A 16,900-nucleotide genomic window follows, 5' to 3' on the forward strand; every position below is an offset into this window, starting at 1 on the left:
AGGATTTTAAGTACGGTATACTTCAATCAAAAATGATATATGATCTTGCAATTCCTTACCGATCAATCGAGCACCTTTCCGGATATCTTCACGGGGAACATTAGCTGCAAATTTTGAATCCTTAAGTTTTTTCGTGACCGATTTCACCTTCATGTCTTCGAACTTATTAGGCCTCATCAAAGATACAGCATTCATAAATCCGGACAACTCATCACAAGCAAACAAGTATCTTTCAATTTCAGACTCCGGCTCCTTCCCTGTTCGTTCAGGGGCATGTGCTTTGATCGCTTCTATGATTTTAATAGAAAATCCTTTCTCAGGTAAAATCTCGTTTACAGCTTTATTGGGGTGTTCATCAGGGTATTTTTCCCAATCAAGATCATGTAGTAGCCCTGCTGTCCACCACTCCTCGATCTCAGCCTCTCCTTTCTCTAAATGACGGGCGTAGGCCTCCATGGCTTGAGCTACCATCATTGAGTGGTTGAGAAGGCTTTCACTTTCGATATAAGTTTTTAACAGATTTATGGATTGTTCCCTGGTCATATTCATCAAATAAATGAATGTACTTCTTTAGCTACCTCACGATTGTATTGAAAGGCCAGGTCTTTATAGTTTACCAGATCAACAATGGTTCCAATCAGGCAAAGCCCACCGGTGAATATGTAAAGAATTCCCATCCCGATCTGATTAAGCATTAACCGGTGGATACCTGCAATTAGGAAAAACCCAAGGATACAAGTGATCATTATAGTTTGCGGGTCTTTACGTCTGGAGCGGTATACAGAAGCGAATTTCGAAGCTTGTTCATCAGACAGGCTTGAAATTAATTTACCTACATATAATGCTTCGTCGCCGTCAATTTCCGGTAGATGGTCAATTACATTCGCCATGATTTTTAATTCCTAAAGTTAGTTTTGATTGTTTATAAAGCCTGTGCCACAAGTAAGTGATTCTTGAGCTAAGTATTAAAATTGCGATAGGCCCTGCAAAATGTGCATTCATAGCAGAGTCAATTTCTCCTTTAAAAGTATATGATATCGAATGCCCTAATCCTTCACCGGGACAAAAATCTATTCCGGCAAGATCAAATAAACAAAATGAAGTGCCTGCATATTCAGGATCCATAAAAGCCAAAACCAATAATCCAGCTGAGAATACCAGCCACTCCAAATGTTGATGAATGAACTTCATGATTTAGTTACGAGACTTAACTTGTTAAAGTTACTTTCCAAATGGAAGTAATTTTCTTGGGAACACATGTGAAACGGTAAAAAATAATCGGTTCGATCTGTATACACCACTCGTTGAGATCTCTGAACCAATCCTTATACTCCAGAAATTATCAAAAGTATGTTCAATTTCTAAACGGCCTGTTAAATAATAACCATCCCTTCTCTCATGCTTACCCATTATTTCTCCAATAAAACGGGTTCTATAATCGAAGGAATCAGGATTTCTGTATTGAACATCTACTCCAAGACCCTGTGAAAAATATTGGTCCGGAGTGTAATAAGGAATTCCAGAAGTAAAATTCTCGGTCGCATCGTTATATGATAATTCAGCGATAGGCCTTATCCTCCATTTTGATTCCATCAACTCAAGATAAGTTCTGAGCTGACCGCCATATCTTAACACCTCATTGGTATAATATTTCCCATTAGCGGAGACAACCGTTGAAATATTTCCATGAAACCAAAAATCCTGTCGGTAGACCTGCAGCTGAGCCTGATAATAATCGTTATCAAGTGCTGTTGAAGTAAGCTCAGAACCGCCGTTAAGCTATATTGACGTATATGTTGAATCATAAAAAATCCCCAGGGAAATCAAACCCTCAGGTATCACATCATCTTCACCAAAAAGGACGGCCGATCCTACTTTAAACTCTAAAAGCTGATTATCAGACCTATTTGTAAATTCATAGCCAAGTCCCTGATATTGCAATGCTGTTTGAGCCTGTAACTCATCATCTGAAAATATCAGGTATTCCGTTTTAATGGAATGATATTTATCTGTACGATCTCCAATCTGAGCCGAAAGCCCTCCTCTCGCGAAAGTATCATTAAAATTATCATCGCGATACTCACCATTTAATGAAATGATTATTCCCTCATTTTTACGATAATCATATTGCAGATCTTCTTCCTGATCGGCATCAAAGAAAGCAGGACCTTCAATAATTAGCAGGATATGCATGAATTTGGCTCTTTAAGAATGGGCTTTTTTGTAAAGACGGTATAAAATTGATCCAGACTGTTTTATCAATCTGGATATAAGTTCAAACTCTTCCGTAGAATACAATACCGATCGTTTTAAGACCAAAACCCCAAACATATTTGCACTTGCCGGAACATTCATGTTGTTCATAAGCAACTCTCGTTAACTTAATGCAAACAATGGGACAGCGATTTCTGCCGCAAGCTCATGTTCTTTTGAATACTTATGAAAAAAGCCCAGCTCTTCATTGAATATGTGGTTACTTAAATATGGTTCCTTGGATTCCTTTAAATGTTTAAAAGAACGTTCTGACATCAGATCATTTATTTGACCCGGACTTTCAACATTATTTGATTTTTCAAAAAGAAGTTCTGTGGAGCCGCTTGTAACCATCCAAAAACCGGCATACTTACTTTCCACAATTTCATTCAGACTTTCACAAAAAACCTTAACAGTCTCTTCAAAAGTTCCGGAAATAGCCGTTTCCATCAACTTCATGACCAACCGATCTTTATTCCTGGATTGATCTTCGTTGACACCTTCTACCCGAACATCGGTTACGATCTTCATTCGGATGATCTCCAGTACTTTCTCTTTATCATTGTTCAGAAGTTCTTTTTTGATAAAGTCAGCTGCACCAAGGTCAAATGCTTTCTTTTCCTTCTCAACGGTAGGCAAGTTGGTCATTATTAATACTGGAATCCTTTTCTTTTTCTCATCCAGACGTATGGATTCCAGAAATTCCAAGCCGGATATTCCGGGCATATGAATGTCAGATAAGATTCACATTTTTTTCGGATAATATATCGATGGCTTCTTGCACATTGCTTGCATTCAAAACAGAGAATTCATTCTTCAATAAATTCTTTATCATATAATGAATAGGCTCATCATCATCTATCACTAAGACCTTATAATTCATATTCTTCATTAAATTTATGAGTCTTTATTTTGGGGTATTTTGATGAAAAATTTGGTTCCTTTATCTAGTTCTGATTCCACCCAAATTTCACCTCCGTGCAGCTCAACATAAAGCTGAACAATATCTAAACCAAGCCCGGTTCCGACTTCGCCGCTAGTCCCTTTTCGCGATGTTTTCATAGTATCTTTATACAGATCTGACTGCATTTTTTTTAGGGATACCGATACCGGTGTCTTTTACCTCAAACAACAAATGATCATCATTTAAAGATGCCTTTACTCTGATCTTTCCTTTTGAGGGAGTAAATTTAAGTGCATTTGCTACCAGATTATTTACCGCGATTTCAACTTTATTTTCATCAATAACAGCTTGTAGCTTATTGGGCTGAACTTTATAGGATAGTGAAATTTCCTTAACAACAGATTTCGCTTTATTCATGGAAATAACACGCTCCAGAAGTTCAGAGACCTGAACAGTGGAATAATCAAGTGTTTCAGGTTCAGTCTTTTTACTCTCACGATCTAAAACTTCCCTTACCATATTCAATAAATTACTTCCGCTTTCTTCAACTACGGAAAGCATCTGTATCTACTCTTCTGCACTGATCTTGTCACTTTCACGCATGAGCTTTACCAAACCTATGATACCGGTTAGCGGATTTTTAATATCATGGCTCACCATTCTGACTAAATCATCCTTTTTTTGATTCAGCCTGCTTAACTCGATTTCACGCTGTCTCAGCACTTTTATACGTTCATTTAACTGCTTTTGAAGAAACCTGATCTTTAGGTGCGTATTAATCCGGGCAAGGGTTTCCTCTTTTTGAAAAGGCTTGGTGATATAATCAACTCCACCGGATTTAAATCCTTCAACCTTATCATCGGTATCCGTAAGAGAGCTTAAAAAAATTATGAGAAAATCTTGAATAAGTTTATCTGACTTGATCTCTTTGATAACCTCATATCCATTCATATCAGGCATCATGATATCTAATAATATCAAATCAGGCTCATGCTCTTTGGCTATTTGAACAGCTTCTTTCCCATTCGATGCCTCTAAAAAGTTGTATCCATTTTTACTTAAAACATGAGACAATAATCGAAGGTTAGCAGGCGTGTCATCAACAATTAGGATTAAACTGTCAGCTGGATTCACGATATCTTTTAGTTAGTGGACCGTTAAATTTTTGGCCTAAATTACTTAGAATTAATCTTCTAAGATAATGTTATTTAGATGAATACTCAGCTAAATTAAATTAAAAAAGACATTCTGAACAACAGAATGTCTTTAAAATATCATCGCTCTCTAACTGACAAAATAAATTGAAAAAAGATTAGAAGTTAAAGTCGTCCATCATTTCAACCGGTTCTTTAGGCATGGCTAATGATAACCCGAAATAAACCAATAGACTTGCTCCCCATCCCATAAAAAAAGCCGCTACAAATATAAACCGTACTACAGTTGCACTGATTCCAAAATATTTCGCGAGTCCACCGCAAACACCGGCCCATTTCTTGTCCGAGCGTGACTTCATAAGTCTTTTGGAGTGACGGTATCCATACTCATCGAAATCTAAAGCTGAGGACTGACTTGAAGACCTGCTCCCTTTAGAATCAAGCGCGTTATTGAGCTTTGAGCCTGATGAATAACGAGTGTCTTCAGATCCGGGAATATCAGTGTAAGAGTTAGACTGAGATTTAGCAGCCTTTTTTCTTGCTTTCTTGATCTTTCGGGCTCGTTTTCTGTCGCCTACTAAAAAACCAAACCCAACCAAAGTGATCAATCCTCCTCCAATTAAAGGTAAGGCAGATGAGCCGACCAATCCCTCAGATAATCCGGATAAAAAGCTGCCAACTGGTAATCCTACTGATTGTATTAAAAAAGTAAATGCCAGAAATATCATAACCATACCTGAGATGGTTGCGATATTCCAAATACTTTTACCAGTATCTTTCTCTTCTTCCTTAAGAAACTCTTGCATGGTTGAGTTTAATTCAAACTCATCAAACTCAAGTGTTGCGGTTCCGGTTCTTGATGCTGATCGTGTTTTTGTTTTGTCTGCCATAATTTTCCTCCGTTATGCCCTACGATTGCGATGATGTAATGTTACGGCAAAATCACTTCTTCTTCCGTAATAATAGCATCTAATTTAATATCGAACTCCTCTACCGGGATTTCATCAAATATAAAGTCCAGGTAGGTCAAGCCAATTTTTGAAGCTGTAGTTTGTTTAAGAAACCGGTCATAAAATCCTTTACCGTAGCCTAACCTGTTACAATTTCTATCTCCAGCCGCCATCGGAATAACGATTAAATCTAACTCGGAAATATCGATCAGTCTTTTGGTCTCAGGTTCTCTAACACCCCAATCATTTGATTCAAGCTCATCCAATGAGTAAATCTGACTGTGTAATAATGAGCCCTCCGAGGAATTTATAACAGGAACAATTACCTGCTTTCCATCAGCTAATATCTGTCTGATCAATGGATCGGTCCAAACTTCCCGTCTATCATTCATTGATACATATGTATGAATAGTATCAGATACTTTATAGCTATCCGAATTCAGAATCTTCTCGATTATTTTCTCGGATTTAGAACGCCAGTCTTCTTTGGAGAACTCTTTCCTCTTTTTTAATACTGTATCTCTCAGGTCTTGTTTTTGTTGGCGGATCGAACTCATAATTCTATCAAATGATGCTTCGTCAGGTCTAAGCCCTCTTCTTCAATATTATGAATCAATTTATCCCATATATCGAGTCCGTATTTATTCATGAAATAGATAGGAGAAACTGAGCGCTCCTGAAGGCCGCCACCAGGGAATAAATTCACTTTGATCTTCTCAATTCGATTTATTTGTGTTTCCTCTTGTTGTTTTATGGATCGGTATACCCGCCCTTTTAATCTATCCAATTCATTTGTAAAACCAGCAACGGTCTTCCCTACGGTCCCATCAAGTGTGGGGTCGATCTCATTGATTATTTTTAAGGGCTCTTTGGCGGCTCCTTCCATCAGCTCCTTCCAACTGGAAAATACTTCTTCGATATCAACAGTATCGGTCTTTTCAACAAACTCTGATTCAAGATCCTCTATTCTTTTTTCATATTCAGATACTTCAAAAGGTAACTTTTCGATAATACGCGATATGCCGGATTCAATAATAGTTGCTGTAAAGCGAGGGATGATCGGAGGCATTTGGAGATCGAATTCACCGTAAAAAGAGCGCATTTGCCCATAGTAAGCTATCTCTCCAGGACCTGCTATATATCCAAGTGTAGGGAGCAGTTTGTCCTGAATAATTGGCCGTAAAAAAACATTCGGAGAAAATCTCTCAGGGTGAGTGCTGATCTCATTCAACAATTCATCATTTGTCCACTTTGTATCTCCGGCAATCCAACCCTCTTTATTTCTATTAATTTTCACTCTCTCTGCAGAGTCGGAAAGATAGAATAAATTGGAATCGCCATTTGTAACCTGCCGATGAAAGTCCTGCTCTAATTCCACACTTTTTTCTTCAATAGCATTACGAATACTATCTGACTCAGAAATTGATGTTTGAAGAGTTTCTGAGACTAATTTTTTTATGCCCGGGAAATTACTGCCCACTATTAAAACTCCCTGTCCGGCAAACCATTCATTCATCAATCCGGAGAAAGCCTGAACATGGGTATTCCCTTCTTTGTACTGAGCATCAAGCATTTCCCAGAGAGATTCAGAAAAATCAGTCTCAAATAACTCTTCTTTAATTTTTTCTTTAAAGCTATTTATCTGCTCTGTTACCTTTTCATCTGAAACGGGGATTCCCGATCTCTCCTGCTCAAGCTTTATCTTACTGAAATCAGTTCTCCCTGTAATCCCTGTCCATGCGATCTCATCAAAATCATGATCTTCATCTGCAAGCCAAAATACCGGTACTACCGGGCGCTGTAATTGCTCTTCATACTTACGTGCGAGAAGAATAGCTGTTATCGTTTTGTAGATAGTAAAAACAGGCCCTCCATAAACTCCCAGCTGTTGCCCGGTAACTACAGTAAGTGCATTATCCCTGGCATACTTTTCCAGAGGTACTTTCTGCAGTTCTTCAATTCCTAATTTTTTATGGTATTGGGAAAGAGCTGAGATAAATTGCTCTTTATTCACAGTTGATGGATTCAGAGAGTTTGCTCTCCGCTTGAACTCTTGATCATTCAATGGATCAAACTCATAAAAAGAGCTAAGCTTTTCAAAATTTGTAAGGTAGGTCTTAAAAAGTGTCGAATATGAAAGTTCGCTAAACGAACAGCCGGAAATGTTCAAAATTTATCCCTTCAGTTTTGAAATGCGGTCTCTGATCTTAGCCGCCTTCTCATAATTTTCAGTTTTAATGGCAGTTTTTAATTCTGCTTCAAGTTTTTCGAGTTGCGATAACTCTTTTTGTCCCGGACTAGTTTCTTCACCTTTTAATGCTTCTTCTAAAGTTTGATGTTCAGGTTCTGTAGTAATTCCTGCTTCATCCAATACTTCTTGATTCACATAAATTGGAGCATTAAAACGTACAGCCAAAGCAATAGCGTCACTTGGCCGGGCATCAATTTCTATAAGCTGGTTATCCCGTTCGTAAATAATTTGAGCATAGAATGTACCTTCAGACAGATCATTAATAAAAACTTGCTTGATCTCAGTATTAAAACTAAGAACAAAATTTTTAAACAGATCATGAGTCATTGGCCTTGGAGGCTTTATATTCTCTAATTCCAAAGCAATTGCTTGCGCTTCAAATGAACCAATGATTATTGGTAGCCTTTGATTACCCTCCGCCTCGCTTAAAATAAGTGCGTATGCTCCGCCGCTGCTCGGGCTTGTTGAGAGCCCTAAAATCTCCATTAATACTTTACTCAAATCAACACCTTCTATCAGCTTTTAGTAGTTTATTGTAAAAGGTAACGAATTTTGGTTAAGTCTTAAACCAAGGTATTTAATAAACCAACTTTATGCATTTAGAAAAAGAATATTGAATTTTCTTTGATTTTAGTTCTATAAAAATTCAAATAAAGGCTATATTCTCGCCCAATTTCGTTGACATTGCAAAACATTGAGGCTAACTTTTCAGCCTATTAACCGAGAACATTTCAGAATATGCTCGAAAATTATTTTCCGATTTTAATTCTTGCTGTTGTAGCCGTCGTTTTGGCTTTAGTATTATTGACACTATCCAAAATTCTAGGCCCCTTTCGCCCCAACAAAACTAAACTCAATCCATATGAAAGTGGTATGGATCCGGTGGGTGAAGCCAGAGATCGATATTCCATAAGTTTTTACTTAGTGGCTATGGAGTTCATAGTATTCGACCTTGAGGTTGTTTTCATCTATCCATGGGCTGTAAGATATCTGGACCTTGGCTTTGGAACGTTCATTGCCATGATGGTTTTTATAGTAGTTTTATTTGTTGGACTTCTGTACACACTCAAAAAAGGAACACTAGACTGGGACTTAAATCATTTTAAAGCTTAAGAGATACCATGGGAATTGAATCAGCACTTGGTGAAGGATTTTTTACAACTAAAATCGATGCACTTACAAATTGGGCTAGAGCTAACGCTGCCTGGCCAATGCCAATGGGATTAGCCTGTTGTGCTATTGAGATGATGGCCTTTGCCGGTCCACGTTATGATGCCTCTCGTTTCGGATCAGAGGTTATGAGGTTTTCCCCTCGACAAAGTGATGTTATGATCGTGGCGGGATGGTCTACATATAAGATGTCGCACGCTATCCGAAGAATATGGGATCAAATGCCTGATCCAAAATGGTGTATAGCTATGGGAGCTTGTGCCTCAACCGGCGGAATGCATCGTTGCTATGGAGTAGTACAAGGTGTTGATAATTACTTACCGGTAGATGCATATGTTTCCGGGTGCCCTCCCCGACCTGATGCACTGCTTCATGCTTTAATGAAAATTCAGGATAAAATTAAAACCGAGCATTCCGTTTTATTGGATACCTAAGAATATGAGTTTAGAATTAAATGATACAATTCAAGGTGTGGTAGATAGTTTGTCATCTGATTTTTCAGAGGACCTGATAGAAGTCTATCAATCTTGTGGCCATACATACATCCGTGTAGAAGCAGAAAACATTATTGAAATCTGTAGTCATCTTAAAACCAAACATCACTTTATTTATCTCACTGATATCATCGGTACAGATCGTTACACATCTGATGAACGCTTTGAAGTGATCTACAACATGTTAAATCTAAGAACACAAGACCGATTGTTCATAAAGATGCGTGTTGAAGAGGAAGACCCAAAGGTGAATACAGTTACATCTGTTTGGAAGTCGGCTAGTTGGTTAGAAAGAGAAGTGTATGATATGTACGGTGTTCGTTTTGAAGGGCATCCTGATCTTCGAAGAATATATATGCCGGAAGATTTTGAATACTTCCCGCTTAGAAAAGAATTTCCGCTGTTGGGTATCCCCGGTTCCATTGAACTGCCTAACACAACCCCAGATACGGAGTAAGGAATTATGAATGAGATAAACAGTAAGGTAAAGCCGAAGTTTTTTGAAAAGCATCAGCGTGGCATCTATAAAAGCCTCGAAGATAAGCATACTACTATCGAAGAGATCGATACAGAGGATCCACTGAATGCAAAAATGATCCTTAACATGGGGCCTCAGCACCCTGCCACTCACGGTGTGCTTCGTTTGATCCTTCAGTTGCGCGGCGAGCTTATCGAGAAAACCAAGATAGATATCGGATATCTTCACCGTGGAGTTGAGAAAATTGCAGAGAACAAAACCTATCAGGAATTCATGCCTTATACCGATCGCATGGATTATCTATCTCCTTACAGTAACAACGTAGCCCTTTGTATGGCCGTTGAGAAACTCGCTGAAGTTGAAGTTCCTGAACGAGCTCAATATATCCGAATGATATGCATGGAACTGGCTCGCATTTCTTCACACCTTTTATGGCTTGGAACGATGGTCATGGATGCTGGTGCAATCTCTTTTTTCATATGGACCTTCCGCGAGCGTGAAAAGATTTATGATATTTTTGATGAAGTGGCCGGGCATCGATTCACAGTATCACATTCCAGAATTGGCGGTGTTGCTAATGATTTTACGGATGACGCCGTAGCTCGTATCAAAGAATTCGTAGAAACCTTTCCTAACGAACTTAAAGACTGGCACGGGCTTTTAGACCGAAATCGAATTTTTATTGACCGAAATAAGGACGTAGGCATCGTAAGAACGGAAGATGCCCTTGATATTGGAGCTACAGGCCCGGTATTGAGAGCTGCAGGATATGGAGTCGATCAACGTATTATCACTCCTTATTTAAAATATGATGAAGTGGACTTTGAAGTTCCTACACGGCTTGAAGGTGACAACCTTGCCCGTTATTTCGTACGAATGGAAGAAATGGCCGAAAGTATTCGAATTATTGAGCAATGTTTTGATAAAATGCCAAAAGGGCCTATCAGAGCTAACAACGCAAAACATGCCTATCCCTCAAAAGACGAAGTGTATTATTCTATGGAAGGGATGATCCATGATTTTATGATGACCGACACCGGTATTTGTCCTCCGGCCGGCAAAGAAGTTTATCATGCCGTAGAATCTCCAAAAGGAGAACTAGGTTATTTCATTCAAAGTGATGGAACCGGCCACCCATGGAGATTGAAAGTAAATGCTCCCTCCTTCAGAAACCTTCAGGTGTTGGAAAATATCCTGGACGGAGAAATGGTAGCTGATACGGTAGTTATAATTGGTGGAATTGACCCAGTAATGGGAGAAGCAGATAAATAAGATGGAAGAAACTTACGAATTCACAAAAGAAGATTTAAAAGAAATAGAAGCCATAAAGGCTAAATTTCCGGAAGTAATGCCTGCTACCCTGCCTACTCTTTGGGTTGCTCAAAGAAGATTCGGGCACGTTGAACCTCCGGTGCAACGCTTGGTTGCTGAAACCCTAGGCTTACCGGAATCACATGTACATGGTGTAGCTACATTTTATACTCAATACTATAAAGAACGTAAAGGCAAATATGTTCTGGATGTATGTACTACTACCAGCTGTCAACTATGTGGCGGATACAAGATGCTTCATTATCTCGAAGATAAGCTTGGGATCAAAGCAGGTGAAACTACCGAAGACGGAATGTTTAGTATTCAATCCGTTGAGTGCCTTGGAGCCTGTGGTTACGCCCCAATGATGCAGATCACGAATGATATTTATGTAAACAATCTCACCGAAGAGAAACTTGATAAGGTTATTGACAGCCTTAAAGATGGTGAAATGCCCGAATTTGAATCCGTAGGAATGCCTCTCCTCGAAAATATTAATAACAAGTAATTATGGCTTCTGATTGGAAATCCTTTGAACCGATTCTTATCCCTGATATTCCAAATCTGGATAAGATCGATGTGTATATAGAAAATGGTGGTTATAAAGCGCTTGAAAAGGTTGTCAAAGGAGACGACTGGACTCCTGAAAGCGTAGTCAATGAGGTTAAAGAAGCCAATATCCGCGGACGTGGCGGAGCGGGTTTCAATGCCGGACTAAAATGGTCGTTCATGCCTCCTGCTGATGGAGGCCCACGTTACCTTGCTTGTAATGGTGATGAGTCTGAACCCGGAACCTTCAAAGACCGTAAGATCTTTGAATACAACCCTCACATTTTTATTGAAGGAGCTTTGATCGCTGCATATGCGATGAAAGTAACCACTATTTATGTTTATATCCGTGGAGAATATTATTCATGGATCAAGATGATGGAGAAAGCATTACAAGATGCTCGTGATAAAGGCTTTATTGGAAAGAATTTATTCGGAACCGATTTCAGCGTAGAATTTGAAGTAACAGGAGGAGCCGGAGCCTATATCTGTGGTGAGGAAACCTCGATGTTGGAGTCACTGGAAGGAAAACGAGGTTATCCTCGGGTTAAGCCTCCCTTCCCTGCTCAAAAAGGACTTTGGGGACGTCCAACTACCATCAATAATATTGAAACACTGGCTAATGTGCCTTCGGTAATTAATAATGGCGCAGCCTGGTTTAAGAATATTGGAGCTGAGACTCACCCCGGACCGGTACTTTACGGAATATCAGGACATGTAAATCGGCCCGGAGTATATGAATTACCTTCCGGTGTGCCGGTGATGGAACTCATTAATGACGTTGCCCAGGGAATTCGAGGCGGAAAGAAATTGAAGGGATTGATTCCAGGTGGTTCTTCTACCCCGATCCTGCGAGCAGACCAACTCGAAGGCGTTTCAATGGATGCCGATTCTCTACGTGAAGCAGGATCTATGATGGGAACCGCAGGAATGATCGTAATGGATGAAGACACTGATATGGTAGATGCACTGTGGAGAATTTCACACTTCTACCATCATGAATCGTGTGGACAATGTACTCCATGTCGGGAAGGAACCGGTTGGTTAGAAAAAATACTACTGAAGATTAAGAACGGTGAAGGTGAGATAAGAGATCTTGATCTGTTGCTTGACCTCACCACCCAAATGGAGGGTCGAACTATCTGTGCTCTGGCAGACGCCGCAGCTTGGCCGGTTCGACATACTATTAATCGTTTCAGAGATGAATTTGAAGCACGCTGTAAGAAAAGCGTGCATGCTGTAGCCTAAAAGAAAATGATTGTTTTTGGTTGACTCATCAATCAAAAATTATAAATCAACAATCCAATATGTCAGAAATATTTATAGACGGACAACGATACGAATTTGAAGAAGGCGACGAACGTGGCGTTCTTCAGTTCATTTTAGATCAAGGCAAGGAAGTCCCTTTCTTTTGCTATCATCCTGAAATGAGCGCTCCTGCAAACTGTCGCCAATGCTTTGTAAAGGCGGGAACTCCTGTTAAGGACCGTGAAACCGGAGAGTTTGAGCTGGACGAGAACGGTGATCGCAAGATCAGATGGTTCCCAAAAATGCAAACTTCATGTTCATTGGGTATGCAGGATGGAATGGTTGTAAAAACCCAGGAATCGGATGACGAAGTTGCCAGAGCTCAGAAAGATACCATGGAGCTCATTCTTATAAACCATCCGTTGGACTGCCCAATTTGTGATCAGGCCGGTGAATGCCCTCTTCAAATACAGACGTATAAATACGGTCCTGAAGGCAGCCGTTTTGAAGTTAAAAAACAGCATAAGCCTAAAAGAATTCAGTTAGGCCCTAGAGTGACTCTGGATGCTGAAAGGTGTATCAATTGCACAAGATGTGTTCGGTTTACCGAAGAAATTAGTGGAACCGATCAACTAACCATTGTACAACGCGGTGATAAGAATTACCCGATGGCTGCACCGGGAAGAGAATTCGATGACCCTTATTCACTGAACACCGTAGATATTTGTCCGGTCGGTGCCCTTACCTCTACTGACTTTAGATTTAAGGCTCGTGTTTGGGAAATGAATCAAACCCCAAGCATCGATATCACCAATGGTAAAGGAACGAATATTGATCTCTGGACTCGAGATAATCTGATCATGCGTATTACTCCAAGATATAACGGAGAGGTGAATAACCACTGGATGTCAGACGTCGGAAGAGAAGCTTACAGAAGATTTAACGAAAACCGTATCTCGCGCCCTGCTATCAAGTTAGATGGTGATAACCAATCCAAAACATCCTGGAATAATGCTATCGAAACTTTTGCTGAGTCCTTGGAGTCTCACAAACCGGAAGAAGTATTGGTGGTTGGTAGTGCACATGCTTCCGTTGAAGAAAATTACGCATTAATGAAGGTATTCAACCTTTGGGGTGTTAATAATTTCAAGTTCACTCCCCATATTGAAGAAGGTGCCGGAGATGATTTCTTATTGACTGATGATCAGGCTCCTAATACTTCAGGTGTCAAATTATTGGGATATGAAGAGAGTTCAGATCTTGCCGCTGATGTTAAAAAAGCCAAGGTCGTTATCATGCTCTCTGATGAGCTTATTGATCGTGAAGTTCTGACAGCGGATGATCTTAAAGGCAAATACAGTATCCTTTTATCAACCAATGAGTGTGAAACATCCAAAGCGGCTGACTTGGTCATTCCTGTAACTTGCATTGCAGAACACGCTGCTAGTTATGTGAATATAGATGGTCGAATTCAGCGCTCCTTCCCTGCTAAGGAAACCAAATACACAAACCGCAGCTTAGATTTCGAAATGAACCAAGGACGTTTAGATCGTTATGGTACCAATTTTGATAACTGGGTTACTGAGGATAATAAAGTCGACTGCGCTCCTTCCTGGGAGATCATGAATCAGCTTGCTGAGCGAATGGGCTTAAGTATAAGCTTCGGTCATCCAAGAGAAATAATGGATGAAATCGCATCTACAAACCCAGTTTTTGAAAATATCAGCTACGAACGTATGGACAATGAAATGGGCATCAACCTTAATCCTTCAAATAAGCAAGAGGCTACCGCATAAATGAGTACAGGTGGAATTGATATTTTCGGACTTCTATTTATCCCAACATGGGTAGCTGTTCTTGGGTTAGGTGTATTTGCCTATCTTAATTCAGCAGCTCTTTTGGTTTATGCTGAGCGGCGTATTGCTTCTTTTATTCAGAATCGTGTTGGTCCAAACCGTGTTGGTCCTTTTGGGCTTTTACAACCGGTTGCCGATGTGGTTAAACTACTCCTTAAAGAGGATGTTACCCCGGCTCAGGGTTTTAAGAGAATACATGCCATTGCCCCGATGATCCCGGTTATAACGGCAATCATGTCGGTAGCAGTTATCCCTTTTGGTGAAGGACTTTATGTTACTGATATAAACGGAGGTGTTTTATTTATCCTTGCAGTAGCTTCTTTGGGAGTTTACGGTGTTACCCTTGCAGGATGGGCCTCTAACAGTAAATATTCATTGTTGGGCGGGCTTCGAGCTGCTGCTCAAATGATAAGTTATGAGTTACCGATGGGAATGGCTGTTGCTTCCGTAGTTTTGGTAGCAGGGTCATTAAGTGTAGTTGAGATTGCAGCTTCTCAAGAACATTTATGGAATGTATTTATCAACCCGATCGGAGCTGTAATTTTTATTATCGCAGCATTTGCTGAAGCCAACCGGACTCCTTTTGACCTCGTTGAAGCCGAGCAGGAACTTGTAGGGGGATTTCATACTGAATATTCCGGAATGAAGTTTGGAATGTTCTTTTTGGCTGAATACATGCATGTTTTTATCGGAAGTATCCTGATAACTACCTTTTTCTTCGGAAGTTATCACCTCCCTTTTGCAGGATATTGGCTACCTGAATTAGATCCTTTAGTAAAAGGGATATTAGATGTCTCAGTTTTTATGGGTAAAGTAGTGTTCTGGTGCTTCGTATTCATTTGGGTACGATGGACCATCCCCCGCTTCAAGTATAATCAAGTTATGAAGTTAGGCTGGGGACGATTACTTCCTCTTAGCATTCTTAATTTTGCGCTTATCGCTTTTGGGATGTATGCCTACACTCACTGGTTTTAAACAAGATCAATTTAGTGATTTTAAAGCCGGGCTCATTTGAGTTCGGCTTTTTTATATAACCATATCGCATGAACAGACTAATCACTTCATGTGATAATAAATGAATGGCTTCTCTTCTATTATTAAGCAACCCAATTTTAAAATAAAGGAGCCAATCATGAGACCATTCAAATTATTACTGGTCCTTCTTAGTCTACTTTCTCTTTTCTCATGTACCATTTACGATAATGATGTTGAAGGTGAAGCTGATACCGTTTATAGCAGTACTATTAATGTTAGATCAAATGATTTCATAGCTGAAGACGATTTCATATCCGTGGCTGATTACGGTTGGGATAACTTAGATGAAGAAATGGTTGATTACGGTATGGTATTAGGTTATCTAAGGTTCGAAGGAACAACCGCCTGGCAAGCCCTGCCCTTTTCTGTTCCTTTCGAACATGACCTTGTTAACCTCAGGTATTCATTCGATATCAATAACTTCAGTCTGATAATTGAAGGCGAAGTAGGTGGAAATAATCAGGCAAATGAAGAACTGTTTGATCGGGATGTGCTTAGAGTAATAGCTATTCCTTCTTCAGTTATTGTAAAAGGCAAAGGCATTGACTATAGGAACTATAACCAAATTAGTGAGTTATATGGGATAGACGATTAATTTATTTTGCAACAAACAGAGATTAAATCTATCCTTTGTATATAACATCAAACAAATAAATAATTCCTATGAATTCTATGATCAAAACAACTGGGTTACTTATCATCACAACCTTATGTACTTTAACCCTTAATGCTCAATCTATTCCCGAAACTGGAAATGTAGGTATTCGAGCAAATATCACCGGGCAAACAAGTATCGAGGTCCCCTATATGCTTAATGAAAGCTTATCAATTGCTCCTTTCATTGGTTTAAATGCAACCCAGGACCAGACCACTAATTTTGTTTTAGGTGTACGTCCCCGTTACTATATAAATAGTGAAAACTCCTTCGCTACCTATGCGACCGGAACACTTGGGATTAGCAACACTTCTATAAATAATGCTAATACCTCTATTACTGACTTTAATATTGGTGTTGGGTATGGAGCTGAATACTTTTTTTCCGAGAACTTCAGTGTTAGTGGAGATGCAAATCTAAATTCAAGAGTTGGCGACAGTGCCAATAATCTCTCAACTGCTCTGCGAATCTCAGCCTCTTTTTATTTCTAAAAAAAACAATTCATTTTTGAACAACTAAAAAGTCGCATTTTGTTGCGGCTTTTTTTATTGTCTATCTCTAAATATTAATTTATTTTAATATTTGATTATAG

24 protein-coding genes are annotated in these 16,900 nt (G+C 39.4%); 10 read left to right on the forward strand and 14 right to left on the reverse strand.

The features are described from left to right. Positions 1-6: 6 nt before the first annotated feature. The 14 genes from ACFSVN_RS07495 to ACFSVN_RS07560 form a co-directional block, all read right to left on the reverse strand. Positions 7-543 (reverse strand): HD domain-containing protein, encoded by a 537-nt coding sequence (locus ACFSVN_RS07495; RefSeq protein ID WP_390300615.1) that lies wholly within the window; start codon positions 541-543, stop codon positions 7-9. Positions 544-548: 5 nt separating this feature from the next. Beyond that, entirely contained in the window at positions 549-890 is a 342-nt protein-coding gene (locus ACFSVN_RS07500) for a TM2 domain-containing protein (RefSeq protein WP_390300617.1), read from the reverse strand. After that, positions 874-1,191, reverse strand: a complete 318-nt coding sequence (locus ACFSVN_RS07505; RefSeq protein ID WP_390300619.1) for a DUF2752 domain-containing protein — start codon at positions 1,189-1,191, stop codon at positions 874-876. Before ACFSVN_RS07505 ends, ACFSVN_RS07500 begins: the two co-directional genes overlap by 17 nt. A 30-nt stretch (positions 1,192-1,221) precedes the next feature. Beyond that, entirely contained in the window at positions 1,222-1,593 is a 372-nt protein-coding gene (locus tag ACFSVN_RS07510; protein ID WP_390300621.1) for a hypothetical protein, read from the reverse strand. 186 nt (positions 1,594-1,779) lie between these two features. Further along, complete coding sequence (locus tag ACFSVN_RS07515; RefSeq protein ID WP_390300623.1) at positions 1,780-2,193, reverse strand: hypothetical protein; 414 nt, start codon at positions 2,191-2,193, stop codon at positions 1,780-1,782. 183 nt (positions 2,194-2,376) lie between these two features. Continuing rightward, positions 2,377-2,979 (reverse strand): response regulator, encoded by a 603-nt coding sequence (locus ACFSVN_RS07520; protein WP_390300625.1) that lies wholly within the window; start codon positions 2,977-2,979, stop codon positions 2,377-2,379. Positions 2,980-2,986: 7 nt separating this feature from the next. Continuing rightward, positions 2,987-3,145: a PleD family two-component system response regulator gene (locus ACFSVN_RS07525; RefSeq protein ID WP_390300626.1), complete on the reverse strand. Its 159-nt coding sequence runs from the start codon at positions 3,143-3,145 to the stop codon at positions 2,987-2,989. 5 nt (positions 3,146-3,150) lie between these two features. After that, positions 3,151-3,315, reverse strand: a complete 165-nt coding sequence (locus tag ACFSVN_RS07530; protein ID WP_390300628.1) for an ATP-binding protein — start codon at positions 3,313-3,315, stop codon at positions 3,151-3,153. A gap of 7 nt (positions 3,316-3,322) precedes the next feature. Further along, positions 3,323-3,718: a sensor histidine kinase gene (locus ACFSVN_RS07535; protein WP_390300630.1), complete on the reverse strand. Its 396-nt coding sequence runs from the start codon at positions 3,716-3,718 to the stop codon at positions 3,323-3,325. Between the two features lie 6 nt (positions 3,719-3,724). Beyond that, entirely contained in the window at positions 3,725-4,291 is a 567-nt protein-coding gene (locus ACFSVN_RS07540) for an ATP-binding response regulator (RefSeq protein ID WP_390300632.1), read from the reverse strand. A 178-nt stretch (positions 4,292-4,469) separates the two neighbouring features. Next, a complete protein-coding gene (locus ACFSVN_RS07545; RefSeq protein WP_390300634.1) occupies positions 4,470-5,201 on the reverse strand; it encodes a PspC domain-containing protein in 732 nt (243 codons plus the stop codon). A 41-nt stretch (positions 5,202-5,242) separates the two neighbouring features. Continuing rightward, a complete protein-coding gene (locus ACFSVN_RS07550) occupies positions 5,243-5,818 on the reverse strand; it encodes a 5-formyltetrahydrofolate cyclo-ligase (protein ID WP_390300635.1) in 576 nt (191 codons plus the stop codon). After that, on the reverse strand, positions 5,815-7,431 hold the full coding sequence (bshC, locus tag ACFSVN_RS07555) for a bacillithiol biosynthesis cysteine-adding enzyme BshC (protein ID WP_390300637.1): 1,617 nt from the start codon (positions 7,429-7,431) through the stop codon (positions 5,815-5,817). The genes ACFSVN_RS07550 and bshC overlap by 4 nt, the downstream gene beginning before the upstream one ends. A gap of 3 nt (positions 7,432-7,434) precedes the next feature. Further along, complete coding sequence (locus ACFSVN_RS07560) at positions 7,435-8,013, reverse strand: bifunctional nuclease family protein (RefSeq protein ID WP_390300639.1); 579 nt, start codon at positions 8,011-8,013, stop codon at positions 7,435-7,437. Positions 8,014-8,250: 237 nt separating this feature from the next. Between ACFSVN_RS07560 and ACFSVN_RS07565 the strand changes: the two genes are divergently transcribed. From ACFSVN_RS07565 to ACFSVN_RS07610, 10 genes are all read left to right on the forward strand, one after another. Continuing rightward, positions 8,251-8,625 carry an NADH-quinone oxidoreductase subunit A gene (locus ACFSVN_RS07565; protein ID WP_390300641.1) on the forward strand — a complete coding sequence of 125 codons (375 nt, stop codon included), beginning with the start codon at positions 8,251-8,253 and terminating at the stop codon, positions 8,623-8,625. 8 nt (positions 8,626-8,633) lie between these two features. Beyond that, positions 8,634-9,116 (forward strand): NADH-quinone oxidoreductase subunit B, encoded by a 483-nt coding sequence (locus ACFSVN_RS07570; protein WP_255135729.1) that lies wholly within the window; start codon positions 8,634-8,636, stop codon positions 9,114-9,116. Between the two features lie 4 nt (positions 9,117-9,120). Beyond that, positions 9,121-9,633 carry an NADH-quinone oxidoreductase subunit C gene (locus tag ACFSVN_RS07575; protein WP_390300643.1) on the forward strand — a complete coding sequence of 171 codons (513 nt, stop codon included), beginning with the start codon at positions 9,121-9,123 and terminating at the stop codon, positions 9,631-9,633. A 6-nt stretch (positions 9,634-9,639) separates the two neighbouring features. Beyond that, entirely contained in the window at positions 9,640-10,926 is a 1,287-nt protein-coding gene (gene nuoD / locus ACFSVN_RS07580; RefSeq protein ID WP_390300645.1) for an NADH dehydrogenase (quinone) subunit D, read from the forward strand. Position 10,927: 1 nt separating this feature from the next. Further along, positions 10,928-11,473: an NADH-quinone oxidoreductase subunit NuoE family protein gene (locus ACFSVN_RS07585; RefSeq protein ID WP_390300647.1), complete on the forward strand. Its 546-nt coding sequence runs from the start codon at positions 10,928-10,930 to the stop codon at positions 11,471-11,473. 2 nt (positions 11,474-11,475) lie between these two features. Beyond that, positions 11,476-12,762 carry an NADH-quinone oxidoreductase subunit NuoF gene (gene nuoF, locus ACFSVN_RS07590; protein ID WP_390300649.1) on the forward strand — a complete coding sequence of 429 codons (1,287 nt, stop codon included), beginning with the start codon at positions 11,476-11,478 and terminating at the stop codon, positions 12,760-12,762. A gap of 59 nt (positions 12,763-12,821) precedes the next feature. Next, entirely contained in the window at positions 12,822-14,558 is a 1,737-nt protein-coding gene (locus tag ACFSVN_RS07595) for a molybdopterin-dependent oxidoreductase (protein WP_390300651.1), read from the forward strand. Continuing rightward, positions 14,559-15,593, forward strand: a complete 1,035-nt coding sequence (nuoH, locus tag ACFSVN_RS07600) for an NADH-quinone oxidoreductase subunit NuoH (RefSeq protein ID WP_390300652.1) — start codon at positions 14,559-14,561, stop codon at positions 15,591-15,593. Positions 15,594-15,750: 157 nt separating this feature from the next. Continuing rightward, entirely contained in the window at positions 15,751-16,248 is a 498-nt protein-coding gene (locus ACFSVN_RS07605; RefSeq protein ID WP_390300654.1) for a hypothetical protein, read from the forward strand. Positions 16,249-16,325: 77 nt separating this feature from the next. Further along, positions 16,326-16,799, forward strand: coding sequence for an outer membrane beta-barrel protein (locus ACFSVN_RS07610; protein ID WP_390300655.1), 474 nt, complete (start codon positions 16,326-16,328; stop codon positions 16,797-16,799). Positions 16,800-16,900 lie beyond the last annotated feature (101 nt).

Origin of the sequence: Gracilimonas halophila (assembly GCF_042684365.1) — a bacterium.
Classification (GTDB): Bacteria; Bacteroidota; Rhodothermia; order Balneolales; family Balneolaceae; genus Gracilimonas; species Gracilimonas halophila.

What these genes read in the sequence shown, in the direction of transcription:
- ACFSVN_RS07545 (WP_390300634.1), bottom strand. Translation starts at nt 5,201, where the DNA reads ATGGCAGACAAAACAAAAACACGATCAGCATCAAGAACCGGAACCGCA.
- ACFSVN_RS07495 (WP_390300615.1), bottom strand. Translation starts at nt 543, where the DNA reads ATGACCAGGGAACAATCCATAAATCTGTTAAAAACTTATATCGAAAGT.
- ACFSVN_RS07585 (WP_390300647.1), top strand. Translation starts at nt 10,928, where the DNA reads ATGGAAGAAACTTACGAATTCACAAAAGAAGATTTAAAAGAAATAGAA.
- ACFSVN_RS07605 (WP_390300654.1), top strand. Translation starts at nt 15,751, where the DNA reads ATGAGACCATTCAAATTATTACTGGTCCTTCTTAGTCTACTTTCTCTT.
- ACFSVN_RS07595 (WP_390300651.1), top strand. Translation starts at nt 12,822, where the DNA reads ATGTCAGAAATATTTATAGACGGACAACGATACGAATTTGAAGAAGGC.
- ACFSVN_RS07510 (WP_390300621.1), bottom strand. Translation starts at nt 1,593, where the DNA reads ATGGAATCAAAATGGAGGATAAGGCCTATCGCTGAATTATCATATAAC.
- ACFSVN_RS07570 (WP_255135729.1), top strand. Translation starts at nt 8,634, where the DNA reads ATGGGAATTGAATCAGCACTTGGTGAAGGATTTTTTACAACTAAAATC.
- ACFSVN_RS07530 (WP_390300628.1), bottom strand. Translation starts at nt 3,315, where the DNA reads ATGAAAACATCGCGAAAAGGGACTAGCGGCGAAGTCGGAACCGGGCTT.
- nuoH (WP_390300652.1), top strand. Translation starts at nt 14,559, where the DNA reads ATGAGTACAGGTGGAATTGATATTTTCGGACTTCTATTTATCCCAACA.
- nuoF (WP_390300649.1), top strand. Translation starts at nt 11,476, where the DNA reads ATGGCTTCTGATTGGAAATCCTTTGAACCGATTCTTATCCCTGATATT.
- ACFSVN_RS07550 (WP_390300635.1), bottom strand. Translation starts at nt 5,818, where the DNA reads ATGAGTTCGATCCGCCAACAAAAACAAGACCTGAGAGATACAGTATTA.
- ACFSVN_RS07505 (WP_390300619.1), bottom strand. Translation starts at nt 1,191, where the DNA reads ATGAAGTTCATTCATCAACATTTGGAGTGGCTGGTATTCTCAGCTGGA.
- ACFSVN_RS07515 (WP_390300623.1), bottom strand. Translation starts at nt 2,193, where the DNA reads ATGCATATCCTGCTAATTATTGAAGGTCCTGCTTTCTTTGATGCCGAT.
- ACFSVN_RS07520 (WP_390300625.1), bottom strand. Translation starts at nt 2,979, where the DNA reads ATGCCCGGAATATCCGGCTTGGAATTTCTGGAATCCATACGTCTGGAT.
- ACFSVN_RS07610 (WP_390300655.1), top strand. Translation starts at nt 16,326, where the DNA reads ATGATCAAAACAACTGGGTTACTTATCATCACAACCTTATGTACTTTA.
- ACFSVN_RS07500 (WP_390300617.1), bottom strand. Translation starts at nt 890, where the DNA reads ATGGCGAATGTAATTGACCATCTACCGGAAATTGACGGCGACGAAGCA.
- nuoD (WP_390300645.1), top strand. Translation starts at nt 9,640, where the DNA reads ATGAATGAGATAAACAGTAAGGTAAAGCCGAAGTTTTTTGAAAAGCAT.
- ACFSVN_RS07525 (WP_390300626.1), bottom strand. Translation starts at nt 3,145, where the DNA reads ATGAAGAATATGAATTATAAGGTCTTAGTGATAGATGATGATGAGCCT.
- ACFSVN_RS07575 (WP_390300643.1), top strand. Translation starts at nt 9,121, where the DNA reads ATGAGTTTAGAATTAAATGATACAATTCAAGGTGTGGTAGATAGTTTG.
- ACFSVN_RS07535 (WP_390300630.1), bottom strand. Translation starts at nt 3,718, where the DNA reads ATGCTTTCCGTAGTTGAAGAAAGCGGAAGTAATTTATTGAATATGGTA.
- ACFSVN_RS07565 (WP_390300641.1), top strand. Translation starts at nt 8,251, where the DNA reads ATGCTCGAAAATTATTTTCCGATTTTAATTCTTGCTGTTGTAGCCGTC.